The 13,659-nt window shown below is 27.7% G+C and carries 12 protein-coding genes and 1 tRNA gene; 1 reads left to right on the top strand and 12 read right to left on the bottom strand.

The window, feature by feature from the left end:
• Positions 1-33: 33 nt before the first annotated feature.
• The 4 genes from DYA59_RS03535 to DYA59_RS03525 form a co-directional block, all read right to left on the bottom strand.
• Positions 34-119 (bottom strand) — tRNA-Leu (locus DYA59_RS03535).
• 7 nt (positions 120-126) lie between these two features.
• A complete protein-coding gene (locus DYA59_RS09480) occupies positions 127-288 on the bottom strand; it encodes a hypothetical protein (RefSeq protein ID WP_172606946.1) in 162 nt (53 codons plus the stop codon).
• Between the two features lie 64 nt (positions 289-352).
• Positions 353-553 (bottom strand): cold-shock protein, encoded by a 201-nt coding sequence (locus DYA59_RS03530; protein WP_115269446.1) that lies wholly within the window; start codon positions 551-553, stop codon positions 353-355.
• Between the two features lie 176 nt (positions 554-729).
• Positions 730-1,554 (bottom strand): N-acetylmuramoyl-L-alanine amidase, encoded by an 825-nt coding sequence (locus tag DYA59_RS03525; RefSeq protein WP_115269444.1) that lies wholly within the window; start codon positions 1,552-1,554, stop codon positions 730-732.
• A 144-nt stretch (positions 1,555-1,698) separates the two neighbouring features.
• Between DYA59_RS03525 and DYA59_RS03520 the strand changes: the two genes are divergently transcribed.
• Entirely contained in the window at positions 1,699-1,974 is a 276-nt protein-coding gene (locus DYA59_RS03520) for an HU family DNA-binding protein (protein WP_115269442.1), read from the top strand.
• Positions 1,975-2,108: 134 nt separating this feature from the next.
• On the opposite strand, the gene fba is transcribed toward DYA59_RS03520, so the two are convergent.
• From fba to DYA59_RS03480, 8 genes are all read right to left on the bottom strand, one after another.
• Entirely contained in the window at positions 2,109-3,089 is a 981-nt protein-coding gene (gene fba / locus DYA59_RS03515) for a class II fructose-1,6-bisphosphate aldolase (protein WP_115269440.1), read from the bottom strand.
• An 87-nt stretch (positions 3,090-3,176) separates the two neighbouring features.
• Positions 3,177-3,647 carry a CbiQ family ECF transporter T component gene (locus DYA59_RS03510; RefSeq protein ID WP_115271464.1) on the bottom strand — a complete coding sequence of 157 codons (471 nt, stop codon included), beginning with the start codon at positions 3,645-3,647 and terminating at the stop codon, positions 3,177-3,179.
• The gene (gene serS, locus DYA59_RS03505; RefSeq protein ID WP_115269438.1) at positions 3,634-4,905 is read right to left on the bottom strand and encodes a serine--tRNA ligase; all 1,272 of its coding nucleotides are present in this window, start codon (positions 4,903-4,905) and stop codon (positions 3,634-3,636) included. Before serS ends, DYA59_RS03510 begins: the two co-directional genes overlap by 14 nt.
• Positions 4,906-4,931: 26 nt before the next feature.
• Positions 4,932-5,525: a TIGR03936 family radical SAM-associated protein gene (locus tag DYA59_RS03500; RefSeq protein WP_115269436.1), complete on the bottom strand. Its 594-nt coding sequence runs from the start codon at positions 5,523-5,525 to the stop codon at positions 4,932-4,934.
• Positions 5,526-5,596: 71 nt separating this feature from the next.
• Entirely contained in the window at positions 5,597-6,604 is a 1,008-nt protein-coding gene (gene lpxD / locus DYA59_RS03495) for a UDP-3-O-(3-hydroxymyristoyl)glucosamine N-acyltransferase (protein ID WP_115269434.1), read from the bottom strand.
• A gap of 18 nt (positions 6,605-6,622) precedes the next feature.
• Complete coding sequence (locus DYA59_RS03490; RefSeq protein WP_115269432.1) at positions 6,623-7,102, bottom strand: OmpH family outer membrane protein; 480 nt, start codon at positions 7,100-7,102, stop codon at positions 6,623-6,625.
• Positions 7,103-7,135: 33 nt separating this feature from the next.
• The gene (locus DYA59_RS03485) at positions 7,136-9,211 is read right to left on the bottom strand and encodes a BamA/OMP85 family outer membrane protein (RefSeq protein ID WP_115269430.1); all 2,076 of its coding nucleotides are present in this window, start codon (positions 9,209-9,211) and stop codon (positions 7,136-7,138) included.
• Between the two features lie 11 nt (positions 9,212-9,222).
• Entirely contained in the window at positions 9,223-13,659 is a 4,437-nt protein-coding gene (locus DYA59_RS03480) for a translocation/assembly module TamB domain-containing protein (RefSeq protein ID WP_115269428.1), read from the bottom strand.

Below are 13,659 nucleotides of genomic sequence, written 5' to 3'. Positions count from 1 at the left end.
AAAAGAGGATATATTATCCCCCTTAATAGCTTATGGTGCATGAGAAGAGACTTGAACTCTCACAGGAAAATACCTATAAGGACCTCAACCTTACGCGTCTACCATTCCGCCACCCATGCATATCTATCAATACCATAAATTATATGATACTCTTTTTTTCTTCTGATTTTTTTTAAAAATATTATCATAAAATCTTAATAAAAGTCCCACTATTAATAATGGAAATAAAAATAACTTCACAAGAGTATTTATAAAATATTGAAATTTTAACTCACTATTTTTTTTCATGAGTACCTCCAAAAGAGATATAAAAAAGGGGTACTTCACAGTACCCAAAAGTTGTTCTAAAAAACTAAGCTACTGTTACGTTAGAAGCTACTGGACCTTTTGCTCCTTCAGTTACATCAAAAGATACAGCTTGTCCTTCCTCTAAACTTCTAAATCCTTTTGCATTAATATTAGAGTAATGTACGAAATAATCACTTCCATCTTCTCCAGAAATAAATCCAAATCCTTTGTCTTTATTAAACCATTTTACTGTTCCTTTTAGCATTAAAATGCACCTCCAAAAATTTTAGATGAAACCAAATAGAAAAAACAAACCCTAAAATTTTTGAAACGTGATTTTTTTGTTTTTTAAACGTAAAAAAAGTTAGTGTTTTATTTATCAAATTGTTTTCTTCTCTGTTAGTATTATAGCATTAAATCATTATTTATACAAGTTATTTTTTATCTGTACTTTTTATTCAAGGCCTTTAAAATAGCAAAAGTTTCTAAATCCATATCTCCACTCAAACTCTTAGGGTTAAAATGAGCTTGGAAATTATACACTACTCTTTTACTTTCTTCATCCCACTCATCAGTATTATTTATTTTGTATCCATATTTTTTTAACTCTTCTTTTATTTTAAATATTGGTGTTACCTTATATAATTGTTCGTTCATAAAAAACTCTTTATCTTTTTCATCATACCATGCCCCTATACCATACTCTTTATACAATCTCTCCCAAGGAAATTTAGGTCCTGGATCTATTTTTCTAGTCGGAGCTATATCAGAATGCCCTAATATATCCTTAGGTTTTATATTATATTTTTTAATTATAGTCTCTAGTAGATAACCTAACTTTTTTATCTGTCCTTCTGAAAATTCTATATACTCTACTTCTGGAATAAAAAAACCATAGTTTTTTTCATTTTCGTTATAATCTTTTACACCTTTATTAACTATTTCTATTCCAATAGAAGAATCATTTAAATTTTTTCTATCTCCAAACTCGCTAACCCCAGCATGCCAAGCTCTTTTTTCTAAGGGCACTAAGTTATAAATTGCTTCGTCATCTCTTGTAGTTATTAAATAGTGTGAACTTACTTGTCCTTTTGTTAAAGCTCTCATTCCAACTTCATCATTAGTAGCTGTATAATGTAATATTATATATTTTATTCTCTCATTTTGTCCAACAGAAGAAAATGTATCACTATCAATAGTATAGTTAATTGATGAACAAGAAACCAATATAATTTCCAATACTAATATAATCAGGTATTTTTTCATAAATATCCCCCCTCTTTACTATATTATTTTACACTATTTTAAAAAATTTAGCAAAATTTTATAAAAAGTATTGAAATTATTTAAAATATATGATATAAAATAAAAACTTATGTGTTTTATATAGATTTTAGGAGGGTTCACAAAATGACGAAAAAAGATTTTACAAGAGTACTATTCGAAAAAGGAGTATTTTCATCTAAAGCTGAAGCAGAAAGAAAATTTGAAGCTATCTTAAATAGTATTGAGGAAATTTTAAAAACTGATAAAGACTTAAATATCATTGGTTGGGGAAAATTTGAAGTTGTAGAAAAAGCTGAAAGAGTAGGGAGAAATCCAAAAACTGGTGAAGAAATTATAATACCTGCTAAAAAAACTGTTAAGTTCAAAGCTGGAAAAACTTTAGTAGAAAAAATGAACTAATCTATAAATGATTATCTTAAATAGATAAATTATAAGAGGAAAATTACAGTTTTTTACTATATTTTTTCCTCTTTTTATGTTTATTTATAAAATAATTTGATCTAAAAAGAGCAGATTACTCTGCTCTTAAAAAATTATTTACTTCCTTTTTTATAAGCTCCTTCAGAACCAAATACATCAGTTATTTTAGTTTTATAATAAGCTTTCATTTCTTCTTTAGCAGCTCCTAAATATTTTCTAGGATCAAATTCTTTTGGAGTAGTTCCCAATACTCTTCTAATTGCTGCTGTAAAAGCTAGTCTTCCATCAGTATCTACATTTATCTTAGCTACTGCTGATTTAGCCGCTTTTCTTAATTCAGAATTTGGTATACCTATAGCATCCTTAACTTCTCCTCCAAACTCCTTTATCATAGCAGTATATTGTTGAGGTACAGCTGATGATCCATGTAATACAATAGGAAACCCTGGTATTCTTCTTTCAATCTCTTCTAATATATCTAGTCTTAATTTAGGATCTTCCCCTGGCTTAAATTTATGTGCTCCATGAGAAGTTCCAATAGCTATTGCTAATGAATCTACTCCTGTCTTTGTTACAAATTCCTCAACTTCATCAGGATTTGTATATGTATGAGTTTCAGCTTTTACATCATCTTCAATTCCTGCTAAAACTCCTAATTCAGCTTCTACAGTTACATTTTTAGAATGTGCAAATTCAACAACTTCTCTAGAAACTTCTATATTTTTAGCAAAATCATAGTGAGATCCATCTATCATTACAGATGAAAATCCTGCTTCAATACAAGTTTTTACAGTTTCTAAATCTGGTCCATGGTCAAGATGTAAAGCTACTGGAATATCAGACCCCATGCTTCTTGCTCTATCTACAGCTGCTTTAGCTAGTAATGGAGTTACCTCTGGTCCCATATAAGATAAAGCTCCTTTAGAGCATTGTAATATTACTGGTGATCCCATTTCAGCACAAGCTTCTATGATAGCTAAAGCCATCTCCATATTATTGAAATTAAAAGCAGGTACTGCATATCCATTGGCATTTGCTTTTGCAAACATCTCTTTTGTGTTTGAAAGACCTAAATCTTTGTAATTATATCCCATTTTTTTCCTCCTAAAAAATTATATATAATAATTCTAACAAATATTTTAAATAAAATCAATTAAAAGAATAATATATTCATGTTTAGGTTAGTTTTTTACTTTTATTTGTTTCAAAATATATCTAAAGAACCATTTTATCCTCATTCTTTTTCTTATAAGTAAAATAGCTTGAGGTACTAATTCTATCACTAATTCTATTATTTTTTGATATTTACTAAACTTATTTCCTATAAATTTTTGTTCAACAACTATCCAAGACAATAATAAAAGATTAAAAATTCTTAAAAAATTTAATAAGAAATTATATATTCCTTCTTTAGTTATATAAAATTTTAAAAATTTAAAAAGTACCTCTCCTTCTTGAGTATAGAATATTTGTAAGAGACAAGTTAGAAAGTAGAAAAAAAACAAAAATCTTACTCTTTGAATATTTTCCTTTAAATTTCTATTATATATTAGATTTAATATAAATAATATCAAAGTAGTTGTTCCTATATAGAGTAAATTATTTATGAAAATATTAAGTAATAGTAGTATAAGCAAACTACTTCTTAACAACTTCTATTCCTCCCATATATGGTATTAAAGCTTTGGGTATTAAAAATGAACCATCTTCTTGTTGATAATTCTCCATAATAGCAACTAATGTTCTTCCTACTGCTAATCCAGAACCATTTAATGTATGACAATATTCACTTTTAGAACTTCCATTCGGTCTATATTTAAGTCCCATTCTTCTAGCTTGGAATCCTTCACAGTTAGAGCATGAAGATATCTCTCTATATTTCCCTTGAGATGGTAACCATACTTCAATATCGTAAGTTTTAGCAGCTCCAAATCCTAAATCTCCAGTACATAACTGTATTACTCTATATGGTAATTCTAATCTTTTTAATACTTCTTCAGCATTGTTTACCATTTTTTCTAGTTCATCATAAGATGACTCCTGATTAGTTATTTTTACCATTTCCACTTTATTAAATTGATGAAGTCTTATAATCCCTTTTACATCCTTACCATATGATCCAGCTTCTCTTCTAAAGCATGGAGAGTAAGCAGTATAGTACTTAGGTAATTCCTTTTCATCTAAAATTTCTTTTCTATGAATATTTGTCATAGTTATTTCAGAAGTTGAAATTAAAAACATATCATCTGTTGTTCTATACATATCATCTTCAAACTTTGGAAGTTGTCCTGTTCCCTCACATACCTCTCTTTTTACCATAAATGGAGTAATATGTTCAGTATAGCCATGCTCTAAAGTATGTAAGTCTAACATAAAATTAATAAGTGCTCTCTCTACTCTAGCACCTAATCCTCTATATAATACAAATCTTGATCCCCCAAGTTTTGCTCCTCTTTCAAAATCTAATATTCCTAAATCTTCTCCTATATCCCAATGAGCTTTTGGTGCAAAGGAAAATTCTCTAGGAGTTCCCCATCTTCTAATTTCTACATTTGAATTTTCATCTTCTCCTACTGGAGTTCCTTCTTGATACATATTTGGAATAATCATTTGTATATAAGTTAATTTTTCTTCTATCTCAGCTAATTTATTATCTAGTTCCTTTATTTGAGTTGAAACCTTTCCCATTTCTTCAATAAGAAGGCTAGCATCTTGATTTTCTTTTTTTAATTTTGCTATTTCTGCTGATTCTTGATTTCTTTTTTGTTTTAAAGTCTCTACTTCTCCTAAGATCTCTCTTCTTTGATCATCTAGTTGAAAAAACTCATCAAGAGTTAAATTGCTATTTCTATTTTTTAGCATCTCCTCAACTTTCTCTTTGTTTTCACGTATGAATTTTAATTCTAACATACTAATTTCTCCTCTCGCAATATATTTTAATTGTTAACTTTGTAGCCTAATCTATTTATTTGAACATCTTGCTGCTCAATTCCTATCATCTCTAAATATGAATTTGGAGAAGTATTAATGATCTCCATCAAAATTTTATTTCCTTCTCTTGAAAAAAACTTTAATCTTTCCTTTAAATTTCTAGTGACAATTTTTCCTTTTTTTTCCTTTATTTCTAAAATATTTTCAGAATTTAATAATTTTTCAAGTTTATCCATATCTTCTTGACTTCCTTCAACTGTATAAAGCATATTTGTAAACTCTTCCATTATTGAAGACTTTTTAGCTACCTCTTCAACCTTATTGACTTTAAAGCCTAATACAGCGCTATCATTAAGTCTCTTTTTTACCTCTTCATTAGAAATCTCTGCATCAGTTTCAAAATCCATAATTTCATTGTAAGCCTCTGTGCCTAAAGATATAGGACTTCCAAAGGACATCTTAGGTCTAGGATGGAATCCCTGACTATACTTTACAGGAATTTCTGCCTTATTGAAAATTCTTTCAAAAAATCTTAATAAGTCAAGATGGGATATAAACTTCATCTCTCCATACTTATCAAAATAAACTCTCTTCTTCATTTCTACCTCATCTTATTTTCTTACTTGATTTTTATATTTTAACACTTTCTAATAAAATTTCAAACATCTTTTTATTTTTCTTGAATTTTTTTCTCTAATTCTCTCACTTTTCTGATTAACTCTGGAAGTTTTTTCATAGATATTTTTATTTTTAAGTCTTCTTTATGATCAATAAGTGGATATCCAGAAAGAATTTGATTATCTGCTACATTACCTGCTACTCCAGATTTAGCACCTATTACAACATTATTTCCTATCTTTAGATGTCCAGCTACCCCAACTTGACCAGCTAAAGTAGTATTATTTCCTACCTCTACACTTCCAGCTATACCTACTTGAGAAATTATCAAGCAATTTTCACCTATAATATCATTATGGGCTATCTGTACTAAATTATCAATTTTCGTATATTTTTTAATAATTGTATCTCCTATTGCTCCTCTATCAATTGTTGTATTAGCACCAATTTCAATATTATCCTCTACAATAACACTTCCTATTTGCTCTATTTTAGTATTATTTCCATTTATTTTTATAAACCCAAAGCCATCTGAACCAATTACTGCTCCAGGTTGTATGACACAATTCCTTCCTATTTTACAAAACTCTCTTATTGTGACATTAGAATAAATTATAGTTCCAGATCCTATCTCTACTCCCTCTTCTATTGTTACATTTGGATGTATAATTACATTATCTCCTATAACTACATCATGACCAACATAGACATTAGGACCTAACTTTACATTTCTCCCTATTTTGCTAGATTCTTCTATCATCTTTTCAAAAGGTTTTATTTCTCTTTTAAAAAAGTTTAAAAGTTTTGGCATAAGTGTTCTTGGATTTTCTTTTACAACCAAATACATTTTACCAATGTTTGGTAATGGAATATCTGGTACTAAAATCACTTTTGCTTTAGTTTCATTCAATTTTTTTAAAAATTTTTCATCTGAAGCGAATGTTATACTATCCTCTTGGGCTTGAAAAAAGGGAGCAAGTCCAGAAATATATTCTAGACTTAAATCTCCCTTTATTTCACATCCAAGGAGGTTTATTAAATCATTTATATGATATCTCATCATTTCCTCCTTAATTGATTATTTTTTAGCTTTCTCCATAGCTTTTAGCACATCTTCTGTAACATCAATTCCTCCAAATTTTATTGCTCCAGCTTCTAATATATAATCATATTTTCCTGCCTTAGCTACTGCTTGGATAGCTGTTGTCATTGCCTTATCTATTTCTTGCATTCTTGTATATTCTTCTTTACTTAATTTAGTTTGTGAATCTCTTACAAATTTTTGAAAAGCTTCAACTTGCTTTTGGAAATCTTGCTTTTCTTTTTCACTTATCTTATCTCCTTTTGACTGTAATTCTAATTGAGCTTTTTGAAGAACAACCTCTTTTTGCTTTATTTCATTTTCTAATCTACTCTTTTCTTTATTTAAATTTTCCTGAATAATTTTTGTTTGTGAATACTTTGTAAAAGCCTCTTGCGAATTTACAAACCCTATTTTTTCAGCTAATGCTGATATTGACATTGTCACTGCCATTAATGTTATTGCTACTTTTCTCATTTCATCAACCTCCATAAACACTTTTATATTTTATTAAAATGATTGCCCTATGTTGAAATAAAATTCCATTCCACTTGCATCATCATTTTTAATTGGCCAACCAAAATCAAATCTCAATGGTCCAATAGGGGTATTAACTCTTAATCCAACTCCTGCTGCCATAGCTATATCATTAGAAAACTTTTCATCACGTTGATATGATAAATCTCTTCCTCTATAATCCCAAGCTCTACCAGCATCAAAAAATACTACAAATCCCAACACATCATTTAATTGAGTTCTATTTTCTATAGTTCCTACTAATTTTTTAGTTCCTTTATAGAATCCACCATCATATCCTCTAAGTGTATTTCCACCACCTACCCAGAATCTTTGCCCTTCTTTTGTAGATTCACTCATTACTCCACCTACAATTCTGTAAGCAAATATATTCTTTTTAAATAATCCAGCATGGTATTTTCTTAATTCGAGAGTTACATTTCCAAATGCATCTCCAGCATATCCGCCAGCATAACCACCTTCTAACTGAAGTTTTGCATATTCCCCGGCTGTTGGATTCCAAAAATGATTTCTTGTATCATAAGTAATAGATGGGAATAAACTCCAAATGTAATATTTATCATCTAACCCTTTAGCCTCTTCTCCAGGTCTATAATTTATCCATTTACCATTTCTAAATTTAGAGTGATCCGCACTCTCTTCTACATATTCTAATTTTGTTCCAAGACTAAGTCTTATATTTTTAGTTATTCCCTTACCTACATTAAATTTAGCTCCAATAGTATCTATTTGATTAAAAATTGCACTTTCATCATCTTCATAACTATTTTTATAGATACTCCAACCCCAAGATATTCTATCAGTATCTTTTATCCATGGATCATAAAAGTTGATCGAAAAACTCGAGTAATCTCTATCTGATTTTTCAAAAGTAAATCCTAATTCTTGTCCTTTTCCTTTCCAGTTAGTATCTTTTATAGAAATAGTTCCTAAAAGACCAATCTCAGAACCATAAGAAATTGCTCCTTGTAATATCGCTGTTCTTTCTTCATCAAGTAATAAGATAATATTCTTTCCATCTGGATCTCCAGGTATATCTCTCACTTCATACTTTACATTTCTAAAATGTCCTAATCTCATAAGATTTTGTACTGTTTCATCATAAGATTTTGAATTAAAAATCTCATTTTCTTTGAGTTCTACCTCTCTAGCGATAACATAATCCGCTGTCTTTAATACATCATCAGTCGCTCTTCTTCTAGCTCCTTTTTGTTTAGTTACCATCTTTTTAAACTCTACATTTCTTACTACACCTTCACTTAGATAAATTTCTAATTCAAGATTTGCATTAAGTCCTATATCTACAACTTCAGCTAGGACATATCCTCCATCTTGATATTTTTGAATTATCCTATCTCTATCTCCTCTAATGGTATTAATATTAAATATTTTTCCCGGTTCTGTCTGTATAACTTGCATTAATTCATCAGTTGTATAAACAGTATTCCCTATAATATTTATTCCATTAATAATAGGATTTTCTAAAACACTATATACAATTTTTACCCCTTTACCTGTCTTAATAACATCAGGAATTACATCTCTAAAATATCCACTTTCTATAAGATTTTTATGTCCTTCTATGACTCTATTTCTAGAAAAATATCCACCAGTTTGAATAGGTATCATATCTCTTATTTCTTTGGTAGTTACATGAGTATTCCCTATAATTTCAATACTTGATACCACAATAGTTGTATCTACTTTTTCTCTCTCTGTAAGTGGAATTATTCCCTTTTCTTCAAGCAAAGCTTTTGCATCTTTTTTCTCAGTAATATCCACAGTCAATTTTATTCCATTATCATAGACAGTAGGATATATAGATACATCTGAAACATAATCTAAATCCTTTATAGCCTTATAATCAGCTATCATATTTTCAGTTGCATATTTTTGTCCCTCTTTTGATTTCATACTGTTAAGTATGACTTCATAAGGAACTTCTCTATTATTTATTATCTCTATTTTTCTAATATCATAACTAGAAATATTAGCTAATGAGATAACACTTAATAGAAAAACAAGTAAAACGGTTATCTGTTTTCTCATCTCTACCTCCACTATTTATTTATAAAGATATCTATTAAACTATCATATCTTTTCTCAAATTTAAAATCAATATGATAATTTAAATTTTCTTTAGATTCTTTATCTGATGATTTTTTTCTGTCCTCTGGGAGCTTACCTACACCTATTCCAATAGATTTTGTTGCATCAAATCTATACTCAAGAGAGAAATCATACTCTCTTAATGCTCCACTTTCATTATTCTTCTTTTCGTATTCTGTACTATCATCCTCCAACAGTGTCCCTTTTGCCACCCACCATATTTTATCTTTGTATATATTATCTTCTGCTTCCAAAACAGCTCCAAATCTCAATCTACTTTGAGCTTCTTCATTGGTATTAGCATTTTTGCTTTGATCATTCAGAAGATTTGAACTAATCCTAAACTTTGAAATATTCAAAGTGTTTTTTATTAAATTTGAAACTGGTTTTAATACTTGTGTCAACTGCCCTCCTATAACATTAGTTATAAGTGTTGTAGTAGCTTCATTATTTCCTTCATTCATATCTCCATCTACTAATAGTGAATTTAAATTACCACTACTACTTCCACTTTTAGAGCTTATATTAAATTTTAAATTATTTAAATTTCCATTCAAACTTAAACCTATTTCATCATCTTGTACATTTACTCTCGCATCTATTAATAAATTTGGATTAAGTTTCGGCAAATAAGTTTTTTCATCATTAAATATAACTACTGCTCTATCTAAAGTGAAAATATTATCGTTAACATTCAAGCTTCCTTTCATTACTTCTACATTTCCTAGAAAAGTATATTTGCCATCTTTTCCACTCAAAGTTCCATTTCCAACCACATTTCCAACTACATCACCTACAAAAGAGTTAAGATCTTTTATATCTAATTTTATTCCTTTAACAATCTTTATTCCAACATTGATTTCTGGAGAATTTTCAAATACTGTCTCAATTTTAAAATCAGACCCTAAATCTTCACTTTCATTAACTGTTTGTGAAGAAGATCTAAAAATAAATTCCTTTATCTTATCAAATATACTCTTAGAAGTATTTGGTATCTCTTCTACTGTTCCATCTATTATTTCAATATTCCCTAATACCTTATTATTGTCTACAACAATATCACTATTAAAATTAACCCCAAACATCTCTCCATATCTGTACTTTATCCCATTTAATTTTAAATTGAAATTGTATTTTAAATCCTCTTTAAAATATGGATTTTTTTCAATTTCTTCAATCACAGGAACAACAAAATTTCCTACTAAATTAATGTTTCCATCATTTAGTTTTCCTTGAAATTCTTCTACAGATAAATCTTTACCTTTTAATTTTATTGTACTGTTAAATTGCTCTAATTTCAAGAATAAATCTTTATTCTCTAGATTAAAGTTCTTTATCTTCAAAAAACCAGTATTTTCATTCTCTCTCAACTTAAAACTAAATGTAGAAGATCCCTTAATACCAGTTATCCCATAAGGTTCTAAAAAAATATTTAAGAAATCTAAATTAATATCTTTAGCATCTCCCTTATACATATATTTCTTTGATAAAATATCATAGTTTCCTTGTGAGTAAAAAAGATTATTTAAATATTTAAATGACAGTTCATCTAAATTAACATTTTTAAGATCACCACTTAAAATTAATTTAAAAGAATTCAAATATACATTTTTCATTCCTAATTCATTACTTTTTATACCTAAATTATAAGCCAACTTATCTAATTCTCCCTTAATTCTTCCTTCTACTATTAATTCTCCAGTTAAATCTTCAAGTCTAGTATATTCCTTTAGCTTAGTCAGAGGAAGAGATTGCTTGCTTATTTTAGTATCTAGATATTTTTTAGATACGTCATAAGCCCCATTAATTTTCAAAAGTGTTTCTAAATTTTGATTACTCAAAGTTAACTCATTCAATTTTAGTATTCCATCTGTTAAATTTTGAGCTCTATATTCAGCTTCTATATATGCATTTGGTAGTCTATTTCCTGATATATATATTTTATCAATTGTAGATTTTAAATCTACTGCTACAGTTTTATCTTTACCTTTTATTAAAGCCTTACCTATAATTCTATATTTAAAAGATTCATTTCCATAGTACCTTCCTATATTTTCTTCTAGTAAAAATATTGTAGAATTATACTCTCTATTTCTTAACGAGTATTCTCCTTCAAACAAATTATTATTTATTTTCAAATCTTTAGCTCGAATTTTATTGTTTTTATAATCTAATCCTCCTTTTATAACTATGCTTTCTTTGTTTTCAAGTATTATCTTTACATCATCTAAACTCAAATTACCAACTAAATTATCCAGCTTTCCATTTATTTTTGCATTCACTTCATCTAATCTAATCTCTGGATTTTCTATCCCAAATTTTTTTAATGAAAGTTTCCTTATATTCCCTGAAATATCTATATTTTTAGTATCCAAGTTTAAATTTCCAAAAATATCCAAAAATTGGTTGTTTAGACTTTTTATTTCAAATATATTATTTTTAAGTCTAGCAACTAAATACAATCCATTTAAATTATAATCATTATAACCTATTGAACCTATTTCTCCATCAAACTCCAAAGATAATACCTCATTTTTAGAAAAAAATAGTTTACCTTTTAAATCTTCTAATTTAGCACGATATTTCACTGATAAAGAATCAATTTTTATTTCACCATCAAATTTATCCCTTACACCTTGAATATATCCACTCATTTTAGCATTTAACTCCCCATCTTTAAGACCTAATAAATTCTTAAAATATAAACTCTCAGCTTCTAGTCTTAAATTATAAGAAAATGAATCTATATCTATATCTCCAAAAATTTCCAACTCTTTAGTTCCATTTACCATAAGTGCAAAACTTTTTAAATTTAACTTATTATTATAGACTGAATAATCTATCAAAAAGTTATTATCAAATAAAGAAAATTTTATTTTCCCTTTTCCATCTATAATTTTTTTCTGACTTAAGTCATAATTTAAAAAATACTCCTCGCTTTTTTCTAATAAAATCTTTTTCTCATCATTAAGATATTTTCCTTGAATGTCAACAATATTAGAGTTTAAATTAAAGTTCACACTTTTTTCAAAAATTTCAAAATTAAACTCTCCATTAAAATTTGGAATATATTCTTTTTTATCAAGATTTTTTAAACTGAACTTAAACTTTCCTTTTTCATTAAAATAATCAAAAACTCCATTTACCTCTTCTGATATTATACTAGTACCTTCTTCATTCAAAAGATTAAAAGTTGTTAAAATTTTGGGAAGATGTATTCCCTTACTATCATAACGAAATTTAATTTCAGTATTTCTTAATTCTGAACCTGCCATTTTAACTTCTTTTATAAATGTATTTATATTTATACTTAATTCTTCTTTAAGGTTTAAATTAAACTTTACATTATCCACTTTCAATTTTTCAAATGGTAAGTCTATATCTTTTAAATAAGATAATTTCTCTAAATTACTTTTTTGTACATCAACCAAGTCAAAGTCAACATTTAATTCTTCATCTTTATAACTAAGAGAAAATTTTTCTACTTTATCAAAAAGTATTCCAGTAGCATTTAAAAATATTCCTTCTTTTTTAAAATCAACTCTACCTTCTACATTCTTAATATCATCATTTAAATCAATATATCTTACATTTATATTTTTAAAATCTATCCATCCTAAAAGTCCACTAGACGCTATTATTAAATCCATATTTAATTTCCCATTCGAATATGAAAGTTCTTCCCCATCATACCCATATTGAACTAATTCATTTTTTACATCTATATCAGAAAGTTTTATTCTCATAGAATAAGGTTCTTTTTCAGTAGAGAAACTGAAATCGTAAATTTCATACTTATTATTAGCTATAAAATGTAGATTTATTCCCTTTATTTTACTAAAAGTTAGGTAACCTTTTGTATTATAAACTGTCTGTTCTATCGGTAATCTATATCCTAAGTCTCTATAAGTAGTAGTCATATTTTCAATTGTAATTTTATCTATAGGAATAGATACTCCAGGATCATAAGGTTGTTTTTGTTCAACTTTTTCCTCAACTTCTTCATTTTTTTCACTATTTCCAGTAAATGCTGCTACTATGTTGATATCACCATTTTTCCTTCTAGTAATATTAGCTATTCCATCTGCAACTATAATCTCTTCTATTCTAAAGTTCTTAAGTGATTCCTTTGAATAAAGTATCTCTACCTTTGGTACATCTATTATAACTTCATTATCATCAGCCAAAATAAAATCCTTTATTATAATTTTATTTTTTTGAAAATCTATACTACTACTTTTAAAAGTAGGACCTAAAAATAATCTTACTGCTACTTCCACTGTTTTTGGCAAATTGTATCTTATATTCCACCAACCACCAAAAAACAAGAAAAAGAGGAAAGTAACTAATATGATTTTTTTCCTATTTTTCTTATAAAAATCTGTCAT

Source organism: Fusobacterium necrogenes, assembly GCF_900450765.1.
In the GTDB taxonomy this organism is placed as follows: Bacteria; Fusobacteriota; Fusobacteriia; order Fusobacteriales; family Fusobacteriaceae; genus Fusobacterium_A; species Fusobacterium_A necrogenes.
Note: the sequence above shows the minus strand (reverse complement) of the source record. Positions and strands in the feature narration are given on the sequence as shown.

Bases quoted from the DNA above. Each gene is read 5' to 3' on its own strand.
- DYA59_RS09480 (WP_172606946.1), bottom strand. From the start codon at position 288: ATGAAAAAAAATAGTGAGTTAAAATTTCAATATTTTATAAATACTCTT.
- DYA59_RS03530 (WP_115269446.1), bottom strand. From the start codon at position 553: ATGCTAAAAGGAACAGTAAAATGGTTTAATAAAGACAAAGGATTTGGA.
- DYA59_RS03525 (WP_115269444.1), bottom strand. From the start codon at position 1,554: ATGAAAAAATACCTGATTATATTAGTATTGGAAATTATATTGGTTTCT.
- DYA59_RS03520 (WP_115269442.1), top strand. From the start codon at position 1,699: ATGACGAAAAAAGATTTTACAAGAGTACTATTCGAAAAAGGAGTATTT.
- fba (WP_115269440.1), bottom strand. From the start codon at position 3,089: ATGGGATATAATTACAAAGATTTAGGTCTTTCAAACACAAAAGAGATG.
- serS (WP_115269438.1), bottom strand. From the start codon at position 4,905: ATGTTAGAATTAAAATTCATACGTGAAAACAAAGAGAAAGTTGAGGAG.
- DYA59_RS03500 (WP_115269436.1), bottom strand. From the start codon at position 5,525: ATGAAGAAGAGAGTTTATTTTGATAAGTATGGAGAGATGAAGTTTATA.
- lpxD (WP_115269434.1), bottom strand. From the start codon at position 6,604: ATGAGATATCATATAAATGATTTAATAAACCTCCTTGGATGTGAAATA.
- DYA59_RS03490 (WP_115269432.1), bottom strand. From the start codon at position 7,102: ATGAGAAAAGTAGCAATAACATTAATGGCAGTGACAATGTCAATATCA.
- DYA59_RS03485 (WP_115269430.1), bottom strand. From the start codon at position 9,211: ATGAGAAAACAGATAACCGTTTTACTTGTTTTTCTATTAAGTGTTATC.
- DYA59_RS03480 (WP_115269428.1), bottom strand. From the start codon at position 13,659: ATGACAGATTTTTATAAGAAAAATAGGAAAAAAATCATATTAGTTACT.